The sequence below is a fragment of the Acinetobacter sp. NIPH 542 genome (genome assembly GCF_000369825.1).
GTDB lineage: Bacteria > Pseudomonadota > Gammaproteobacteria > Pseudomonadales > Moraxellaceae > Acinetobacter > Acinetobacter oleivorans.
The window spans coordinates 287,874-307,709 of record NZ_KB850206.1 but is presented as its reverse complement, the minus strand read 5'-3'; the positions used below and the strand labels follow the sequence as shown (position 1 = coordinate 307,709).

General features: G+C 39.6%; 16 protein-coding genes. 6 read left to right on the top strand and 10 right to left on the bottom strand.

What is annotated here, in order from left to right:
- Positions 1-11: 11 nt before the first annotated feature.
- The 5 genes from pgaD to F886_RS07055 form a co-directional block, all read right to left on the bottom strand.
- Positions 12-431, bottom strand: a complete 420-nt coding sequence (pgaD, locus tag F886_RS07075; RefSeq protein WP_005303256.1) for a poly-beta-1,6-N-acetyl-D-glucosamine biosynthesis protein PgaD — start codon at positions 429-431, stop codon at positions 12-14.
- Positions 432-520: 89 nt separating this feature from the next.
- Positions 521-1,777: a poly-beta-1,6-N-acetyl-D-glucosamine synthase gene (gene pgaC / locus F886_RS07070; protein WP_004794047.1), complete on the bottom strand. Its 1,257-nt coding sequence runs from the start codon at positions 1,775-1,777 to the stop codon at positions 521-523.
- A gap of 13 nt (positions 1,778-1,790) precedes the next feature.
- Entirely contained in the window at positions 1,791-3,785 is a 1,995-nt protein-coding gene (gene pgaB, locus F886_RS07065; RefSeq protein WP_005303254.1) for a poly-beta-1,6-N-acetyl-D-glucosamine N-deacetylase PgaB, read from the bottom strand.
- A 243-nt stretch (positions 3,786-4,028) separates the two neighbouring features.
- Positions 4,029-4,367 (bottom strand): FKBP-type peptidyl-prolyl cis-trans isomerase, encoded by a 339-nt coding sequence (locus tag F886_RS07060; protein WP_002117532.1) that lies wholly within the window; start codon positions 4,365-4,367, stop codon positions 4,029-4,031.
- Between the two features lie 87 nt (positions 4,368-4,454).
- Positions 4,455-4,985, bottom strand: coding sequence for a YaeQ family protein (locus F886_RS07055; protein WP_005303252.1), 531 nt, complete (start codon positions 4,983-4,985; stop codon positions 4,455-4,457).
- A gap of 188 nt (positions 4,986-5,173) precedes the next feature.
- Between F886_RS07055 and dctA the strand changes: the two genes are divergently transcribed.
- The gene (gene dctA, locus F886_RS07050; RefSeq protein ID WP_005303250.1) at positions 5,174-6,436 is read left to right on the top strand and encodes a C4-dicarboxylate transporter DctA; all 1,263 of its coding nucleotides are present in this window, start codon (positions 5,174-5,176) and stop codon (positions 6,434-6,436) included.
- Positions 6,437-6,478: 42 nt separating this feature from the next.
- Here dctA and F886_RS07045 read toward each other — a convergent pair whose 3' ends face one another.
- Positions 6,479-7,477 (bottom strand): CobW family GTP-binding protein, encoded by a 999-nt coding sequence (locus F886_RS07045; RefSeq protein ID WP_005303248.1) that lies wholly within the window; start codon positions 7,475-7,477, stop codon positions 6,479-6,481.
- 499 nt (positions 7,478-7,976) lie between these two features.
- On the opposite strand from F886_RS07045, the gene F886_RS07040 reads away from it, so the two are divergent.
- A complete protein-coding gene (locus F886_RS07040; RefSeq protein WP_005303247.1) occupies positions 7,977-8,177 on the top strand; it encodes a hypothetical protein in 201 nt (66 codons plus the stop codon).
- A 115-nt stretch (positions 8,178-8,292) separates the two neighbouring features.
- Here the strand turns inward: F886_RS07040 and F886_RS07035 are convergent, their stop codons facing one another.
- The 4 genes from F886_RS07035 to F886_RS07020 all read right to left on the bottom strand — a co-directional run bounded on the left by F886_RS07035 (position 8,293) and on the right by F886_RS07020 (position 13,496).
- A complete protein-coding gene (locus tag F886_RS07035) occupies positions 8,293-8,808 on the bottom strand; it encodes an acyl-CoA thioesterase (RefSeq protein ID WP_005303245.1) in 516 nt (171 codons plus the stop codon).
- A 252-nt stretch (positions 8,809-9,060) separates the two neighbouring features.
- Positions 9,061-9,675 (bottom strand): MarC family protein, encoded by a 615-nt coding sequence (locus F886_RS07030; protein WP_004794054.1) that lies wholly within the window; start codon positions 9,673-9,675, stop codon positions 9,061-9,063.
- A gap of 11 nt (positions 9,676-9,686) precedes the next feature.
- A complete protein-coding gene (locus tag F886_RS07025) occupies positions 9,687-11,753 on the bottom strand; it encodes a choline transporter (protein ID WP_005303243.1) in 2,067 nt (688 codons plus the stop codon).
- Between the two features lie 120 nt (positions 11,754-11,873).
- Positions 11,874-13,496, bottom strand: a complete 1,623-nt coding sequence (locus F886_RS07020; protein ID WP_005303241.1) for a BCCT family transporter — start codon at positions 13,494-13,496, stop codon at positions 11,874-11,876.
- A gap of 265 nt (positions 13,497-13,761) precedes the next feature.
- Between F886_RS07020 and betI the strand changes: the two genes are divergently transcribed.
- The 4 genes from betI (at position 13,762) to mqo (ending at position 19,755) form a co-directional block, all read left to right on the top strand.
- A complete protein-coding gene (betI, locus tag F886_RS07015; protein WP_005303239.1) occupies positions 13,762-14,385 on the top strand; it encodes a transcriptional regulator BetI in 624 nt (207 codons plus the stop codon).
- The gene (gene betB / locus F886_RS07010; RefSeq protein WP_005303237.1) at positions 14,378-15,850 is read left to right on the top strand and encodes a betaine-aldehyde dehydrogenase; all 1,473 of its coding nucleotides are present in this window, start codon (positions 14,378-14,380) and stop codon (positions 15,848-15,850) included. The genes betI and betB overlap by 8 nt, the downstream gene beginning before the upstream one ends.
- A gap of 95 nt (positions 15,851-15,945) precedes the next feature.
- Positions 15,946-17,604: a choline dehydrogenase gene (gene betA, locus F886_RS07005; RefSeq protein WP_005303235.1), complete on the top strand. Its 1,659-nt coding sequence runs from the start codon at positions 15,946-15,948 to the stop codon at positions 17,602-17,604.
- 510 nt (positions 17,605-18,114) lie between these two features.
- On the top strand, positions 18,115-19,755 hold the full coding sequence (mqo, locus tag F886_RS07000; protein ID WP_005303233.1) for a malate dehydrogenase (quinone): 1,641 nt from the start codon (positions 18,115-18,117) through the stop codon (positions 19,753-19,755).
- Positions 19,756-19,836 lie beyond the last annotated feature (81 nt).

The window sequence follows — 19,836 nt, the reverse complement described above, 5'->3', positions numbered from 1 at the left end:
TTTAATCAGGCTTATTCAACTCTAACGATTTTACCTAATTCATCGTGGTGAACGACTGTAATTTTTTGGCTACGCCCCTGCTCAATTTCATGTTCAGGTAAATCGAAGTAGCGCGCATAATCATCAGTCTGTTTTGCTTTAAGTGCACTGCCACCGACACGGCGCTCTGGTAGCAAATGGCTCCATAACAATAAGCAAATTGCACAAGCAATTAATGCGGTAAGGCCATGTTCAATTCCTACACCAAAGGCACTAAATAAACGGTGTACCAAATGAGTTTTTTGTAATTCAACCAATAGCCATACAAACACGAACGGACGCCACAACAACAACCAAACCGCCCACATCATGGCTGTGCTTGTTGTAGAAGCATAGCGTTTATGCCATGGTAATTGACGGCGTAAATCAATAATCAACGAATCTGTCTTCATTTCTCTCTTTACCTAACGAAGTGCTGTGGTTTTTCCCCAGACATCAATACAGCACGATCTTTAAAATCTCATGACTCTTGCATTTCATTCTAGCGAATGCCCCGATCCGGGCTCACCCAACGTGCTCGTTTCTCATCTCCACGTCGTAAGACTTTTGGAAATGCCACAATAGTTGCTGAAATAGTGATTAGCCAAAAGACCAATGGATACCAGATCATCCAGAAATAGTTTTTTCCTAGATGTGGTTCATAACGACTATCCATCCATTTGCTTAAAGCAAACTGAATTAGACAGGTTGCCCCCAATAAAATACCAGTACCATACGGTAAAAATGGGGAGCTCACAACAGCTAATGCAGGGACTGGTAAAATAAAATGTACCAACCACAACAAAGCCATCGCTAGCATTAAATATGACCAGACTAAAGTTAAGCAAAGCTCAAACATTAACGGCCATAAAAAATTCAATTTTGGTTTAGTGAACACATCAATATTTTTAATTAATACCTGTGCACCACCCATTGCCCAACGTAAACGTTGTTTCCACAACCCATTGAGGGTTTCAGGCATTAAAATCCAAACCAAGGCATTCGGTTCAAACTCAATATCCCAACCTGCACGCTGTAATTTCCAAGTAATATCGATATCTTCAGTCAACATATTTGGTGACCAATAATCGACTTGGTGAACGGCACTTTTACGAAAAGCCGTAATTACGCCCGACACGGTAAACAAGCGACCGAAGGTACGCTGTGCACGTTTAATCATGCCCACAATCGAAGAAAACTCACCAACCTGAATACGCCCTAACAAAGTTGAGCGAGTACGGATACGCGGGTTTCCAGTAACAGCTGCAACCGTTGGATTTTCAAGGAAATGACGAATCATCCACTTTGCTGCATGTGGATCAAGTAAAGCATCACCATCAATACCAATTAAAAACTCGGCATCGGTCATTAAGCTTCCGGCTTGCAACCCCATGGCTTTACCTTGGTTTTGCGCCAAATGAACAACACGCAATTTTTCATGTTGTTCTGCTAAACGATCAAGTACTTCACCTGTATTATCTGAGCTGCCATCATTAATCGCGATGACTTCAAAATGAGGATAGTCCAGTTTTAAAGCATGGCTAATGGTTTCCTCTGCATTATCTCCTTCATTAAAACAAGGAACTAATACAGCGACTTTTGGATAACTTTCCAATGGAGCTGGTTGATCGTAAGGCGGAGCCTGACGTTCTCTCCAATAGAAAATGATCGCACCCATCATCCATAAATACGACATGAATAAGGGATAGTAAAAAACGAATTTTAAGGCATGCGACCATATTGCAGCAAAGATTGTCATGTTTCAGCCTCGACTACGGCACAAGACGAGATGATTTTTCAGCAAATGCTTTATGCATTACGTCAACATCCGGGTGATCTTTGATTGGGTCATCAGGGTAATATCCGACATGCATTACACCTTGCTGATACAGTGAATGAATTGTTGCTGCCATTTCAGTTGAAGGTACCTTTTCATTTTTACGCCAGTCGGTGGCCTGTAATTCAAAAACAGTTTTCTTGAGGCCATTAGGATATTGTTTCACGCGATCAATCATGTCTTTATAGAACTGATCTGAATTATCGACCTGCTCCATATAAGGCATTGCCATAATAGCTGTAAAATCATAATGCTTTAATGACTCTTCAAGCGATTGTGAATACCAGTTTTCTGCATATGGTTTTAAAGCCACTTGCGCATATAAATTACGTGCAGTCACCAAGAACGGCTCATATTGTCTCACGTCATCAACGAGTTGCATTGCAAAATCATCTAAATATTTTGTCTTATATGCAGTCCATTTCTGCAAGTCTTGATCGTTCTCACGGATTTTTGCTAAATCAGTTGGCAAACCTTGTTTTGCATAGGCTTTTAAAGCATCAGGGCTTGCATCTTCATAATCAGATAAGGTGACGTCGTCATGGAATAAAAGTCCGTTAAACGGCGTTGATTTAGCTAAATCCTGATAAATTTCACGAATAGTTTGGCGTGCATCTGCTGAGAATGGACTTAAACGGATATAACCCATATTAAGATGTTCACCCGCTTTTTCCTGCTGAGTTACCACCAGGTTCTTAGAAACAGGATCGGTTTTTGGTAGTTCCCACGCCAATAACGGCATCCACGCATAAATACGGCTTACAGAAGTGCGCGTTTGAATTTGCCATGCAACACGGTTAAACAAGTCTGCACGCATTGGAATATGGCGGTTTGGGAAATAAACCATATCCGCAGAACCATTCGCATCTGGATCTGAAAATGCCTGTAAATAAACTGTATTTACACCCATGCCATTAATTCGATCTAACAAGTGACCTAAATTGCGCTCTTGTTGTTTCGAGTCTGGATCATAAATATAGTCCAGATCGACATGCATGATTTTTTGCGGACGATTATTATCCGTTAAATTTAATTCACGGTTTTTAATTTCTTGAGCCAAATCATCAGTTGTCATTCCACCTTCTACCAAAATACGGCTCATATTTTGTAGAGATTGTTTTGCGTGGTCTGCCCCATCATCAAGTGTAATGGTCACTGGCATACCCAATTTTTTTGCAATTTGGACAGTTTGCATATTATAGCGACCATATGGCCACACCATAATACGCGGCGAACGTAAGCCATGCGCTTTTAATAAATCATTATTCTTTTTCAGGTCGTCATAAATTCGTGCCTGATATTGTTTATCGTTTTCGTAAGTTTGAGTTTTAACATCATAAAAACGAGTCGTTGCAGCAGGTTCAGAGTTGCCTTGCGGGTTACCTGTAATACCACGATGCAAATGATAGCTATGATTGGCGATTTCTACAAAACCACTATCTTGCATTTCTTTAAGTTCATTCCAGCTTAAGATTTTATCACGTGGAATTTCTTCCCCTGAAAAATCTACTTTTTGGCCAGCTTTTGGCTCTAACCATGAACCCACTACAGCCAAAACAACCGGAATTTTTTTAGCTTTAAGAACTGGATAAGCATTTTGATAAAAAGACTGATAACCGTCATCTACAGTTAATAAAACTGGTTTTGTAGGCAGTTGAAATTTACCCTGATGAGCACGGATCAACTGATCAACCGTAATAAAATGGAACCCGTTTTTTTGTAGCCACTCAACGTGCTGTGTAAATTGTTGAGTCGTCACTGCATATTGAGGAATTAACGCATTTTTAGTATCGGTAATTTCATGATAACCAATCACCGTGAGTGTTGAAGCGTCCAGTTTAGGTGGTTTGGCTAATGCCATGCCTGACAAACCTGCCAAAGCCAAGCCAAGTGATATGTTCAACAAAGGAGATGCAAAGCGGATAATCATGAAATAGCGTCTCAATAACAATATAGATTACTTATGTGAAATTTGATGTTAGGCACAAACTTTTTGAAAGTTGGTCTTAATATCACACTGCTCACAAATGAACAGTTTTTCAGTCAGCATTTATAATCAAATAATCTGAAAATAATCTTAAATATTCAAAAAGCTAAAATATAAATTAATAATGTATTTATATTTAAAGCTCATATAAACAAGAAAGCCCCCTAAAGGGCTTTCAATTTTTCACTAGTCACGAGTTTTGACATCAAATAATTCAATTTCAAAAATTAAATTAGAATTCGCTGGAATAATCTTACCCATTTTACGCTCACCATAAGCTAAATGAGCAGGCACGATTAACTTACGCTTGCCACCAACTTTCATTCCCATAATGCCTTGGTCCCAGCCTTTAATTACACGACCTGTTCCAATCACACATTCAAAATAGTTACCGCGGTCAATTGAAGAGTCGAATTTAGTACCGTCTTCTAACCAACCTGTATAGTGAGTTGTAATCAAAGCACCTTTAACCGCTTCTTTGCCTTCACCTACTTTTAAATCGATAATTTCTAATTCATTTGACATGGTTTAACCCTTAAACTGAATTTCTAAAATCGCAATTGGTACTTAGTGTACCAACTGAATCTGTAGAATTTGTTGCGCTTTTCTAAATTACTGTAACTGTGTCCAAACAACATTTGCCTGACCCTTTTCACCTAAAAGCGTCCACTCGTTGTCCATCACATTTAATTGTAGTTGCATCGTACGCTCACAGAGCTGTTCAAGCTCGGCTGTACTTTGAGGGGCAATTTGCCACACCTGAACGTTACTTAAAGTTTTAATTTTACTGTTTCGCTTCCACCAGTCTTCGACTTGTGTGCCATAAACAACAACCGCAACCGTTTTACAACGCGCACTGGCTTTTTTAACTTTATCTTCAGACGGCAAACCGACTTCAATCCAGGTTTCTAATTGACCCGTTAAATCTTTTTGCCATAACGCCGGCTCGTCAGTTTCAAAAAGGTCTTTAGTAAACTCAAGCTCATCACTTGCGAAGCGGGCAAAAGCCATCAAACGAACCATTAAACGTTCTAAAGTTTCCGAAGGATGCAAGGCAAGCGTCAGTTGATAATCACCATAAATATGGTCATCCATATTGGCAATATTCAAGTCTGCCTTATAAATTGTTGCTTTAAGCGCCATGATTAATATGTTCCAAAATTTGGCGCTAAGGATACTCGATTTTAGGTAAAAATTATAAAAAAACTAAGCAATCCACCGCATAGTAATTGGAAATTTGCATATTCTTCCAAAACGCTCAGCTTGCTTTAGAGTTGGCCGGCTTTTTGCTTGAAAGAGAAATATTCTCCTCTTGCTAAAATTGATGACTTATGTGGCAGAAGCTTAAACGTAGTTTATTTTTACAGGTTCTTTGTGCTCTCTTGCTAGGAGTTGCAGTTGGGGCTGGTTTTCATGATTTCTCCCTATCTTTAAAGCCATTGGGCGATGGTTTTATTTCTTTGATTAAAATGCTGATTGCACCCATTGTGTTTTGTGTCGTTGTACTGGGAATCTATGGTGCAAATGACATCAAAAAAATGGGCAAAGTCGGTGCAAAAACCATTCTCTATTTTGAAGTGGTCACCAGTATTGCTTTAGTTTTAGGCATTATTGTGGCTTATGTATTTAAACCGGGCGTCGGTATGAATATCGATATCAGCCATTTAGATGCAAAAGATTTAAGCACCTATACCGAACGTGCTCATGAAATGCACACAGGTTCGGAATTTCTACTCAATATTATTCCGAAAACATTCACTGCTGCTTTTGCAAACGGCGATATTTTACAAGTTTTACTCATCGCTATTTTATTTGGTGTATCACTACTTTTAATTCCTAAACATTTGGCAGAGTTAGTACGTCAGGCGCTTGAAGCTTTTTCAGAAGTCTTCTTCAAAATTATGGGTCTGATTATTCGTTTAGCGCCGATTGGTGTATTCGGATCAGTGGCCTATACCACAGCCAAATTTGGTTTAGATTCACTTCTACAATTGGGCTATTTGGTTCTACTGTTTTATGCGACCTGCATTTTATTTGTTGTGGTTGTCTTAGGTTCAATTTTAAAACTTGCAGGTCTCAACATCTTCAAATTTGTGGCTTATTTTAAAGATGAGTTAGCGATTGTTTTGGGTACAGCATCTTCTGACTCTGTTTTACCCCAAATTATGAAAAAACTCAGAAATCTGGGAATTAAAGATTCAACGGTAGGTCTGGTCATTCCTACGGGTTACTCTTTTAACTTAGATGGGTTTTCAATCTACTTAACTTTAGGGGTAATCTTTATTGCACAAGCCTGCAATATTGATTTGTCTATGCATGACTTACTGGCTATTTTGCTAGTTTCACTCATCACTTCTAAAGGTGCACATGGTATTCCCGGCTCAGCTTTAGTTATTCTTGCAGCAACACTTTCAGTTATTCCAAGCCTTCCTGCGATTGGCTTAGTACTTCTACTGTCCGTAGATTGGTTCATTGGCATTATTCGTGCCTGTACCAACTTAATCGGTAACTGTGTTGCTGCTGTAGTGATTGCACACTGGGAAAAAGATATTGATCATGCTCAAGCCAAAGCAGTATTAGATACAAAACCTTAAATCCATTATGAGAACATTAAATCGTCTTTGGTTTAATGTTCTCTATTCTTCAAGCTGACAGGCAAGTAATGCTGTTTCAAAAGCCAACCAATCATGGTTATGTTCGCTAATGATTTCAATACGGTTATCAATACCCTCTTCACCAGACTTATAATTAAACTGATCAGGATTAAAGTTAAAAACTTTCCAACCTTGATCTGTGTTAAAAATTCCCTTAATTCGAAGCCAGTCTTGCTGCGCACACAATAAATCTAGCAAATTATAAAAATCGAATTTCCAGCGTTTAGGTAATTTCCAACCTGCCACAATATAGCCTTGTGCCGACTCGACATAATGATAAGGTAATTGTTGAATTTCCTTCTTAACCTCGATTTCAGTCATTTGCTTTTGAAGTTTAAGTAAAGGCTGTATAGATCGCTCAGTTAAACGAGCAGCTATATCAATTTTATTTAATGCTAACTGACCATTTTCAGTTTTAATCCACTCTTGGTGATAAGGCTTGTATTCATCTATTAATAATTCAAGCGCCTGATCATCTTCAAAAGTCATCACATCAGTATGTGACACCACCACAATCTGGGCAGCTTTTAACTGATCTTCATAAAGGTTTTGTTTAACCCAATTTGTATCGTGCAAACGGCTACCATCAACAACAGTAATTAATGCTCGCATGGCTAAACTACTTTGCCAATGCGGCTCAGTCAGTTGGTCAAATAATTGAGAAGGATGCCCAAGTCCTGTCGGTTCAATAAAGAGTCTATCTGGCTTTTGTTCACTCAATAGACGAGCTAAAGCAATATGCATAGGCAATTGACTGCTACAACACAAGCAACCACCTAATAATTCTTTGACTGCATAGCCTTCATCTTGAGGTAAGAGTTGTTGGTCTACTCCAATTTGCCCAAACTCATTCATTAATACAGCCCAGACTTCATCTTTAGGCTTCTGACTTAATAAATGCTGTAATAATGTGGTTTTGCCTGCCCCTAAAAAACCGGAAATAATATGGGTAGGAACAGTTTTTTGGGCAATAAATTTCACAAGCGACTCAAATCAACAAAGTTTCAAAACTAAGAAAGGTATATCACTGTTTAAATCCCATGAAAATGATTTTTCACTTTGAAGATATACTTTTCAATTATCAGGCCAAAACACTTAATATGTGATATACATCTCACTCAAAATCTAAATTAACTTTTGATAATTAAAATTCAAACGGAATATTCTATTTATGCGCATTCACAATTCATGCCAGAGTGTAAGTTTTACGTAACACGATTGATCTTTTTTCATTCGATAAGAAATATTTTTACACATTTTAAGGTGTAATTAAGCCCTTTAATTTTACAGATTCCGCACATAAACGGTCCGTATATTTCATATTGTTAAGATAGCCGTAATAGATTGTTAAGTTAATTGATGTAATCCAAACCTCGGCTTAGCATGTGTCCTAGCTTAGTCATTCAGCCATACAGGTTTCATGTAGGTACGAACGATTAGGTTTAATTTATTTTTAAATGAAATTTAAGGATGCCATAAAATGAAATTAGCTAAAACTTTACTCGCTACTACACTTGCTTTAACTGCTGCTTCAACTTTCGCTGCTTCTAAGCACGACCAAGCACATACTACTGCTGGTGAAGAAAAAGTTGTTGTTTCAACTCAAGAACAAGCAAACACTGCAAATGCTGCATCTGATGCTGTAGGTTCTGCTTCTGAAGCTGCTCCTGCAACTCGTTAATTCTCTCAGCACTCTCCTCCAAGCTCAGAGATAATTTTACTGAAATGAAATATGGACGCTGAATTTTAGTAAAGAAGAAAAAGGATCGAACCATGCTGCGGTTCGATCCTTTTTTTTAAGAAGATTTTTTATACATGCTACAAGATGGGTTATGGTTTTCTTGTAGACGTAAAACTTTACGGTGCTCAGCTGCTTCAAAGCGGCAACGCTTCCACTCTGTATCAAGTTTTAAATGAGGCACTTCACATGGCTTGCCCTGTTCATCAACAGCAACCATAGTGAAATAACAGCTATTGGTATGGCGTACTGTGCGCTTCTGAATATTTTGGGCTTCAACACGTATTCCGACTTCCATTGAAGTACGGCCTACATGGTTAACACTTGCCAAGAAGGTTACCAGCTCACCTACATAAATAGGTTCTTTAAAATTTACCTTATCTACAGATAAAGTCACTACGTAGCCACCCGAATAACGACTTGCGCAAGCGTAAGCGACTTGGTCTAGTAGTTTTAGAATCGTACCACCATGAACATTACCTGAAAAATTTGCCATATCAGGCGTCATCAAAACTGACATCGTCAATTCAGACTGATCATCAGTTGCTGTGGTTATTTCATCTAATGTAGGCATAGCTAAACTCTGTGTCTTAAAACAAGCTCAGTAAACATTATGGTTGATAATTCACAAAAAAAACATGCTTAAATCCACAACATAGCATTGTATTTTTTAATATCTTTGATTGTTTTTTAAAATTTAAATTTTTAAGGCATTATTTTTAAAGTGCTTTTTTAAAGCTTTTTTTATTTATCTTAGTTTTTTTAGAAGATGCTATGCCATTTTATTCCACACTTAATGGCATAGCACGATGTTATAAGTCGCTCGCTATACTTTAGTAATAACGCCTGTCACACCATTAATGATCATATCAATAGCGATCGTACCGATTAATAAAGCAGATAAACGCCCGACAATATCAAAATAGCGATCGATATGTTTGGCATGTTTATAGCGTAAATGATCATGTGAAAATTTCATCAAAATCAAAATACTACAGGTTAAAAATAAGGTGAAGGCAATCACTAGGGCTGCCTCACCAATTGACATTTCAATACCTGTAACCACAGCAGCACTAATGGTGCCCGGACCGATCATAAACGGCATGGCAATGGTGCCAGCCAGATGTTCTGGTGCACCGCGCATTTCACCAATCGTATCGGCACCCTGAAAAACATAGCGATAGCCAATCACTAAAAAGATGAGGCCTCCAAATATCTGAAAGGCTTCAAAACGTACATTCAGATATTTACTAAAAATTGTTTCGCCGCCCCATGCAAATAGCATGAACACGACAAAAGCAATCAAACTTCCCTGAATCAGTGCTTTATTAAACACCTTGGCTTCTGAATGACGGATCAGGCCAATCATGTAGATGCTCATTAGAAATGGATTGAGCAACGAGAAAAATAAAGCAAAAGAATGTAGATAAGGAGAAGCCATGCATTTTCCTCTTAAGCTTGTGGATCTGGGAACAATGGACGATTCCCTGGGCTAATACGATTAATATGTAAGAACGTCATATGTCTTTCATATTTATCTAAAATGTCATTAATAACCTGTTCTTTACTATAACCGACCAGATCGTTATCTTGAGAGCCATCATAAAGATAGGTTTCAAGACGGTAATAGAACTGTTTACCTCGTTTTACACGTTGACTGAAGTTCGGTGCGCTATAGCGTACAGGCCAGATCTGGTAAACAAAGTTTTGTTCTTCTTCCAAATGAATAGTGAAATCCAGATGGAAAAGCGTTTCTTCATCTTCAAGCGGCGTTTGCTGCACATCTACATTCATGCCCTGCTTAATAAGTTCACCTGCAACGGCCTGAACAGCCGGTAGACAAACTGCATCTAGCATGCGTTGAGTTTCAGTGGTTCCCGGATGATGCATCACTCGAGTTAAACGCTGTTTCCAATTCAGAATATCGACATTGCCTACTACCGGAGCTGCATTCATACTTCGACTGGCTTGCCGGTAATCTTCAAGCCTCAGTGACTTATAAAGTCCAGCCATCACAAGGAACATCACGAAACTAAAAGGTAGTCCCATAATGATGGTCGCGTTTTGCAAAGCAGTAATTCCGTTGGTCATGAGCATAGCAAGCGTTAATAAACCAATTGCCACTGCCCAAAATACGCTTAACCAACGCGGAGCATCATTATCGATATTCGTAAGTTTAGTCGTGAAATTACCTAAAACCAGCGCTCCCGAATCGGCAGAAGTCACGTAGAACAAAAGCCCTGTTACGGTGGCAATTGAAGCGATAAAGGTAAAGCCCGGATATTGCGCTAACAGGTCATAAAAACCGTGAGCCGGATTTGCTAACACAGTCGCTGCTAAGGTTTGGTTGCCTTCAAAAATAACGCTGTGCAGTGCACTATTACCAAAAATGGATAACCATGTGAGTGTAAATAGAAGCGGAATAATTAAGGTACCGCATACAAACTCACGAATGGTACGTCCTCTTGAGATACGTGCCAGAAAGAGTCCTACAAATGGAGACCACGCAATCCACCATGCCCAGAAGAAGAAAGTCCAACTGCTCATCCACTCTTTAGGCTGTTCAAAAGCAAAACTTTGTAACGCTAAAGCAGGGAAACGAGTTAAATAGTCACCAATATTTTGAACAAGGGCGTTAAGTAAAAACTCAGTATTTCCTAAGAATAAAATAAACAGCAATAATCCAACCGAAACATAAATATTGATTTCAGATAAAATCCGTAGGCCTTTATTGACCCCAGATGTCACTGAAATAACACTAATACCGACCGCGACAGCAATCAGGATAAATTGCATCCAGATATTTTCTGGTAACCCCAATAACACATGTAGGCCATAATTCAGCTGTACTACTCCAATCCCGCAGGTCGTTGCAATACCAAAAATTGTCCCGATGACGGCAGCCGTATCAACACTATGCCCAATTGCCCCATTAATTCTGTTCCCGAAAATTGGGTAAAGTGCAGAACGAATGGTAAGTGGCAAATTATAACGATAACTAAAGTATCCCAATGACATACCAATCAAGGCATACATACACCAACCGGTTAAGCCATAGTGGAATAAGGTCCAGACCATACTCTGGCGTGCTGCTTCATAAGTCTGACCTGCTCCGACTGGAGGTTGCATATAATGAGATAATGGTTCAGCGACCGAGAAGAACATCAGATCGATACCGATACCAGCCGAAAACAGCATCGCAGACCAACTGAGTAAACTAAACTCAGGTTTTGAATGCTTAGGTCCTAATTTAATACTGCCGTATCTTGAACAGGCAATAAAAATCACGAAAACCATATATAAAGTTGCGGCAAGTAGATAATACCAACCAAAGGTTGAGGTTACCCATTGAAGTACGGCGTTCATGACTCTATTTGCAAAATCATTGAACAAAAACGTGACGAGAGAAAAAATTAAAATAAGTACAGCTGAAAAATAAAAAACCACACGGTTGAGCGGGTCTTTTTTAGATTTAGATAATGTTAAATCATCAACTGCTCTTGGATTATCTGTTGCCATACAATCCTCAAGGAATAAAATAAAAACAAAATATTTAATTTCGTCTTTTCACTCTTATTTAAAACAATGAAAAGACGACTTTAAACGCAAAAAATAATATATAGATGTGATTGGTTGAGATTATAAAACCTCAGTCACTTTATTCTGGTCACAATTCGACGGAACCGAAATGTCTTTTGAAACAGCTAACTGTTTTTTCACTAATTGAGGGTCAAAATCATCTTGCTTTAACGCTTTGGCTAAACCAAACATATAGAGCAAAATAATGACTGAAAATGGTAAACCACATAACACCACAGCACTTTGCATGGAGTTAAAACTACCGGCCAAAAGCAAGCCAATACTTACAATGGTAATTACCACAGACCAAAAAACGCGTAACCAGATCGGTGAATCACTATCATTGGTGCCCCCTTTTGAGGACAAATTAGCGATCATTAGTGTACCAGAGCCAACTGGTGTCAAAAATAAAACGAAACAAATTACAACAACAATGCCAGCAACATACGGATTAAACGGCAGATATTCGAGTAACTTAAATAAAGACAATGCCGGATCAGTTAAAACCATATCGCCCAAAACTTTTTGTTTCTGGTTCAAGATAAAGTAAATGGCAGTATTTCCAAAAACCGAGATCCAAGCCAGCGTAAAACCTAATGGAATCAGGCATACACCTAAAACAACCTCGCGAATCGTACGTCCTTTTGAAATACGCGCAATAAACATGCCGACAAAAGGTGCCCATGCAATCCACCAAGCCCAATAAAATACGGTCCACGACCCTAGCCAGCCACTGGCTTTTTGATTGTATAAATACATATCAAAACTTTTACCAATAAAATTGCTTAGATAATCTCCCATATTCTGTACAAGACCATTTAATAAATGATTTGTAGGACCTGTTAAAAATACAAATAGAAGTAAGGCATACAGCAAACGTAAATTAATACGCGATAACCACGCCAAACCTTTTTCAATGCCAACCACTGTCGTGATCGTGGCAACACTCATCATGATGAGAACAGCAGCAATTAATGTCACTGAGTTATTAGGAATTTGCGGAAGTAAATAACAAATGCCGGATACCAGCACCAATGCTCCGATTCCCAAGTTAGTGACCAGAGAAATAACCGTCGCTAAAATTCCAAAACCATCCACGAAATCACCGACCAAGCCATGGACTCGCTCGCCAAAAATTGGGTAAAGCGCTGAACGCAAAGCTAGTGGTAAATTTTGTCTGAAAGCAAAATAACCTAAAGTGACTCCGAGCAATGCATAGAGTACCCAGCCATGGATGCCCCAATGCAAAAAGCTATAAGTCATGGCATTGCGGGCTGCCTGAATGGTTCCTAACTCACCTTCGGGTGGTCTTAAGAAGTGATCAACAGGTTCAGCAACACCATAATAAAGTAGTGCAATACCAATCCCTGCCGAGAACAACATTGAAGTCCAAGCCAAATAACTAAACTCGGGTTTGTCGTGGTCTTTTCCTAATGGAATCTGCCCTACTTTTGAAAAAGCGAGCCAAGCGACAAAGCCCAAACACAGCACAATAACCAACATGTAATACCACCCAAAAAAGTGATTTACCTGCTCTTGTACATAGGTCAGCCAAAACTGACTTTTTTCAGGAAACAGCACAAAAAGTAGGCCAAAAATGCCAATACTGATGGCTGAACTCCAAAATACAAAACGATTTAACCGAATATGGTCTGAAGAATATTTATCACTTTTCAACACCATCTTATTGCTCCTTGCAATCGGTGTATTTTCTCAAAATAACGTGATAAGTAATGTACTTATGCGCATCATCCTATCCTTAAAAACTTTTGATTTTAGCGCTTTATTCCTCGTGCTAATCTTCAAAAATTCATTGATTTTTATATATCATACTTGTTATTGATTGAACGTTCAATCAATAACAAGTATGATAAAAAAAGTGCTATGATGCTCTGCAAGTTAACATGCTGAATTTAAAGCACCACTAAAAGTGCTGATGTGGAAAAACATGACAAAACGCAGAGTAAAACCAGAGCACGTGCGACGTGAAGAAATTATGAATGCCGCACTCGACGTGATTTATGAAGTGGGGTTATCCAATACCACCATTGCTCAAATTGCAAAAAAAGCCGAGCTGTCGACCGGCATTGTCAGCCATTATTTTGGCGACAAACAAGGGTTGATAAATACCTGTATGCAAGAAATGTTAAATGTTCTGCGTCGTAAAACCGAACAGTACAGAGCAGAAGCAGATTCGCATCCAGAGAGCCAAATTAAGGCCATTATCGACTCGAACTTTGACATTAGTCAGGTCAATGAAAAAGCAATGCGGGTCTGGTTAGACTTTTGGTCAGCGAGTATGCATGTACCAGACTTAAGCCGCTTGCAAAAGATTAATGATCAACGCCTGTACTCTAACTTGAAGTTTTATTTCCTCAAGTTAATGAATGAACAACAGGCCAGTGTTGCCGCTAGAGGGTTGGCAGCATTGATTGATGGATTATGGTTACGAGGCAGTTTAAGCCGTCATAACGAATTTGACAGCAATCTTGCCCGTTCCATTGCTTACGATTATGTACAAACGCAAGTTCAATTTGCGAACAAGCCTTTGCAGGAGAGACAAAATGAGTGATGCACAAGTTCATCAACTGTATATCCATGGACACTACGTTAACGCAACCAGTGGAAAAACATTTAATAGTATTAACCCTGCCAACGGCGAGACAATCGCGACTCTTCAACAAGCTTCTGAACAAGATATTGAAGCTGCTGTACAAAGTGCCCAACAAGGACAAAAAATCTGGGCTGCCATGACTGCCATGGAGCGTTCACGTATTTTACGCCGTGCTGTCGACATTCTTCGTGAACGAAATGATGAGCTTGCCCGTCTTGAAACACTTGACACAGGTAAAGCTTTTAGCGAAACATCTACCGTCGACATTGTGACTGGCGCAGATGTACTCGAATATTATGCAGGACTTGCAACCGCAATTCAGGGGGACCAAGTTCCGCTTCGCGAATCAAGTTTCTTTTATACACGCCGTGAACCTTTAGGTGTGGTTGCCGGTATTGGGGCTTGGAACTATCCAATTCAAATCGCTTTATGGAAATCTGCCCCTGCCCTTGCTGCGGGTAATGCCATGATTTTCAAACCAAGTGAAACCACTCCACTTACTGCATTTAAACTTGCTGAAATCTATACAGAAGCTGGCTTACCAGACGGCGTATTTAACGTAGTACAAGGTGCTGGTCGTGAAATCGGTCAGTGGCTCACTGAACATCCTGTGATTGAAAAAATCTCATTCACTGGTGGTGTGGAAACTGGCAAAAAAGTCATGGCAAGCGCTGCTGGCTCTACACTAAAAGAAGTGACCATGGAACTTGGTGGTAAATCTCCACTGATTATTTGTGAAGATGCTGATCTTAACCGCGCAGCAGATATTGCAGTCATGGCAAACTTCTTTAGCTCAGGTCAGGTATGTACCAACGGTACACGCGTATTTGTTCCAAAATCACTTCTAGCCGACTTTGAAAAAGCGGTTGTAGAACGTGTAAAACGTATTCGCATTGGCGACCCAATGGCTGAAGACACGAACTTCGGTCCACTCACTAGCTTCCCTCACATGGAAAAAGTGTTGTATTTCATTGAGTCAGGCAAACAACAAGGCGCTAAAGTGTTAATTGGCGGTGGCCGCGCAACAGAAGGCGAACTTGCTAACGGCGCTTACGTACTACCGACGGTATTTAGCGACTGCACTGACCAGATGGCCATTGTTCAAGAAGAAATTTTTGGACCTGTCATGAGCATTTTAAGCTATGAAACCGAAGAAGAAGTCATCCGTCGTGCTAACGACACCACCTTTGGTTTAGCTGCTGGCGTTGTTACGCAAGACATTAGCCGCGCTCATCGCATTATTCACCAGATTGAAGCTGGTATTTGCTGGATTAACACGTGGGGCGAATCGCCTGCCGAGATGCCAGTGGGTGGCTACAAACAATCTGGCGTGGGCCGAGAAAATGGCTTGACTACACTTGGGCACTATACCCGTATCAAATCTATTCAAGTTGAACTTGGCGATTATCAAAGCATTTTTTAATGCCTAAATCGCTCTAGACACTTCAACCTAAATCACATATGCCGAGCAGTCTTTATAGATTGCTCAGGCAAACTGTTAGTAAAAAAAGGATAGTTATGAATATTAAAGAATATGATTACATTATTATTGGCGCAGGATCTGCCGGAAATGTACTCGCTGCGCGTCTGACTGAAGACAAAGATACCACCGTTTTACTCTTAGAGGCAGGTGGCCCGGATTATCGCTTGGATTTCCGTACACAAATGCCGGCAGCTTTGGCCTACCCTCTTCAAGGTCGTCGCTATAACTGGGCTTATTTAACCGACCCAGAACCACACATGAATAACCGTCGTATGGAATGTGGTCGTGGTAAAGGTTTAGGTGGCTCATCTTTAATTAATGGCATGTGCTATATCCGTGGTAACGCAATGGATTTAGAGCAATGGGCAACTCATAAAGGCCTTGAAAACTGGTCTTATGCAGACTGTTTACCTTACTACAAAAAAGCTGAAACCCGTGACATTGGTGAAAATGACTATCATGGCGGCAATGGTCCTGTATCCGTTGCTACGCCGAAAAATGGCAACAATGTCTTGTTCCATGCCATGGTTGAAGCTGGTGTACAGGCAGGTTACCCACGTACTGACGACTTAAATGGTTACCAGCAAGAAGGCTTTGGTCCAATGGACCGTACAGTTACTCCAAAAGGTCGCCGTTCAAGTACCGCACGTGGTTATTTGGATATGGCAAAAGGTCGTCCAAACCTGACTATTTTGACTCATGCTACGACCAATAAAATTTTGTTTAATCAAAAACAAGCGATTGGTGTTGAATACATTATTGGCGCTGATCAAAACAACTTACAACGTGCTCTGGCTAAACGCGAAGTGTTACTGTGTGCAGGCGCAATTGCTTCACCTCAAATTTTACAGCGCTCAGGTGTTGGCGAAAGCAATTTCTTAAAATCAATGGACATTGATGTCGTTCATGATTTACCGGGTGTAGGTGAAAACCTGCAAGATCATTTAGAAATGTACTTACAATATAAATGTAAGCAACCCGTTTCTTTATACCCTGCCTTGAAATGGTATAACCAACCTGCCATTGGTGCCGAGTGGTTATTTAACGGTACAGGTATTGGCGCAAGTAACCAGTTTGAAGCAGGTGGATTTATTCGTAGTTCAGATGAGTTCAAATGGCCAAACATTCAGTACCATTTCTTGCCAGTTGCTATTAACTACAACGGCAGTAATGCAGTGAAAGAGCATGGTTTCCAAGCACACGTAGGTTCAATGCGCTCACCTTCACGTGGCCGTATTAGACTGAAATCAAAAGATCCGTTTGAGCATCCAAGTATCTTGTTCAACTATATGTCGACGGAACAAGACTGGCGTGAGTTCCGTGATGCGATTCGTATCACTCGTGAAATCATGCAGCAACCTGCGCTTGATCCATATCGTGGTGAAGAAATTAGCCCGGGCAAACATTTGCAAACTGATGCAGAGCTTGATGACTTTGTTCGTAACCACGCAGAAACTGCTTACCATCCATCTTGTAGCTGTAAGATGGGCGAAGACGAAATGGCTGTCGTAGATGGTCAAGGTCGCGTACATGGTATGAATGGTTTGCGCGTAGTTGATGCCTCAATTATGCCGCTGATTATTACCGGTAACTTAAATGCAACCACCATTATGATTGCCGAGAAAATTGCAGACCAGATTCGTGGACGTGACTCATTACCACGTTCAACTGCACCTTTCTATGTAGCCTCATAAAATCTTAAAGGGCATATTTCTTATGCAGAGATATGCCCTTAATTTCATATTCATTGAGCCAATATTAATAAGAACTATGTATGACAGGAAATAAGCATGTGTAAGGAGCTTATTTACATAAATATGGGATGAAATAAAATTTAATCTATTTTTATAGGCAAATATTCTTCAAATGATCCAACTTTAACCAAATTAATATTATTATTTTAACTTCAAATACTTAAAACAAAATAATTAACTTAAACTCTCTTTCAAAAGCTCAATTTGATTAAATATAAATCATATTTATGATTTTGATGAACCCCATTTATTATAAAAATTGTCTTGTCAATGCAAAATTAGTCTAAAATATAGAGTGTTTGCGATAATCCCAAGTAATTTTTATTTTTTTCGAAGTTCTCTAATTTTGAGAATTCAGTTTCGCATTTATATCCTTTTTGTCTGGATACGCTGTCTAGGTTTCCTCACTCCTTAAGTGACTCAAATAACTTATTTTAAGGTCCCCCTTACATGAAAAAGTTTTTGAAATACCTTCTGGTATTAATCATTCTTATTTTAATTGCAGGTATTGTTTTCTTGTTTAGACCAACTGCGTCAAAACAAGTCGAAACTGCAAAAGATGAGCCGGTTGTTGATGCTGTCCTTGTTGGCGGCGGCATCATGAGTGCTACTCTTGGTACTTATTTCACCGAGCTTGAACCAAACTGGCAAATTCGTATGTATGAACGTCTTGACCAAGTTGCTCAAGAAAGTTCAAACGGCTTTAACAATGCCGGAACAGGCCACTCTGGCTTTATGGAAATGAACTATACCGAAGAGAAAAACGGTAAGATGGAAATTGCCAAAGCTGAAAAAGTTGCTTCTCAGTTTGAAGTAGCAAAACAGTTCTGGTCATATCAGGTAAAACAAGGCGTTTTAGCTGAACCTAAATCATTCATTAATCCAGTTCCACACATTGCTTTCGTTTGGGGCGATAACGTTCAATTCTTAGAAAAGCGTTATGCTGCCATGATCCAAAGCCCGCTGTTCAAAGGCATGAAATTTACTGAAGACCCAGCTGTGATTAAACAATGGGCTCCTTTAGTCATGAACGATCGTGACCCTAGTCAAAAAGTTGCAGCAACCCGTATGGATGTTGGCTCTGACGTAAACTATGGTTCTATCACTAAACAATTAGTGAATCGTTTAGATCAAAACCCGAATTTCAAATTACAGACTTCAACCGAAGTGACTGGCATCAGCCAAAATGATGACAAAACTTGGACTGTGTCTTTCAAAAATTTGAAAACTGGTAAAGTAGACCACGTTAAAACACGTTTTGTATTTATTGGTGCAGGTGGTGCAGCAGTTAAATTATTGCAACTTACTGGTTTACCAGAAGCGAAACAATATGCTGGCTTCCCTGTTGGTGGTGAGTTCTTAATTACTGATAACCCAGCAATTACTGCTCAGCACACAGCAAAAGTTTATGGCCGTGCTGAACTTGGTGCTCCTCCAATGTCTGTACCACATATTGATACACGTTATATCGACGGTAAAAAATATGTATTGTTTGGACCATTTGCAACATATTCAAACAAGTTCCTGAAAAATGGTTCTCAGCTTGATTTACTTGCATCAACAAACAAAAACAACGTTTTACCAATGACGACTGTTGGCTTGGAAAACCTTGATCTTGTTAAATACTTGGTTAGCCAAGTCATGATGTCAGACCAAGACCGTCTAAATGAACTTCGTAAATACTACCCAGATGCGAAAGCTGAAGACTGGCGTTTAAGCCAAGGTGGTCAACGTGTTCAGATCATCAAGAAAGAACCAGGTAAACCAGCAACGCTTCAATTCGGTACAGAAATCTTTGCGTCTAAAGATGGTGCTGTAACTGCATTGTTAGGTGCGTCTCCGGGTGCTTCGACTTCTCCATACATCATGCTTAACTTGCTTGAAAAAGCTTTCCCTCAGCAAACTGAAGGTAAGTGGAACCAGAAGCTTCATGAAATTGTAGTCTCTTATAAACAAGACTTAAGCAAAGATCCTGTGTTACTCGACAAAGTTCGTCAGTACACAAGTTCTACACTTGGCTTGAACTATACATCTCCGTTCAAAGCTGCAAACGATGAAACTGCTACTGCCCCAGTTGCAAAAGCAAATTAAGTTTGACGATGTATAAATAAATATCAAAAGGATGAATTTCGATTCGTCCTTTTGTTTTTTAAGACCTCAGCTGAGATATTT

Bases quoted from the DNA above. Each gene is read 5' to 3' on its own strand.
- dctA (WP_005303250.1), top strand. From the start codon at position 5,174: ATGTGGCAGAAGCTTAAACGTAGTTTATTTTTACAGGTTCTTTGTGCT.
- pgaB (WP_005303254.1), bottom strand. From the start codon at position 3,785: ATGATTATCCGCTTTGCATCTCCTTTGTTGAACATATCACTTGGCTTG.
- F886_RS07030 (WP_004794054.1), bottom strand. From the start codon at position 9,675: ATGGCTTCTCCTTATCTACATTCTTTTGCTTTATTTTTCTCGTTGCTC.
- F886_RS07055 (WP_005303252.1), bottom strand. From the start codon at position 4,985: ATGGCGCTTAAAGCAACAATTTATAAGGCAGACTTGAATATTGCCAAT.
- F886_RS07020 (WP_005303241.1), bottom strand. From the start codon at position 13,496: ATGGTGTTGAAAAGTGATAAATATTCTTCAGACCATATTCGGTTAAAT.
- pgaD (WP_005303256.1), bottom strand. From the start codon at position 431: ATGAAGACAGATTCGTTGATTATTGATTTACGCCGTCAATTACCATGG.
- F886_RS07060 (WP_002117532.1), bottom strand. From the start codon at position 4,367: ATGTCAAATGAATTAGAAATTATCGATTTAAAAGTAGGTGAAGGCAAA.
- F886_RS07035 (WP_005303245.1), bottom strand. From the start codon at position 8,808: ATGCCTACATTAGATGAAATAACCACAGCAACTGATGATCAGTCTGAA.
- betI (WP_005303239.1), top strand. From the start codon at position 13,762: ATGACAAAACGCAGAGTAAAACCAGAGCACGTGCGACGTGAAGAAATT.
- mqo (WP_005303233.1), top strand. From the start codon at position 18,115: ATGAAAAAGTTTTTGAAATACCTTCTGGTATTAATCATTCTTATTTTA.
- pgaC (WP_004794047.1), bottom strand. From the start codon at position 1,777: ATGACAATCTTTGCTGCAATATGGTCGCATGCCTTAAAATTCGTTTTT.
- F886_RS07025 (WP_005303243.1), bottom strand. From the start codon at position 11,753: ATGGCAACAGATAATCCAAGAGCAGTTGATGATTTAACATTATCTAAA.
- betA (WP_005303235.1), top strand. From the start codon at position 15,946: ATGAATATTAAAGAATATGATTACATTATTATTGGCGCAGGATCTGCC.
- betB (WP_005303237.1), top strand. From the start codon at position 14,378: ATGAGTGATGCACAAGTTCATCAACTGTATATCCATGGACACTACGTT.
- F886_RS07040 (WP_005303247.1), top strand. From the start codon at position 7,977: ATGAAATTAGCTAAAACTTTACTCGCTACTACACTTGCTTTAACTGCT.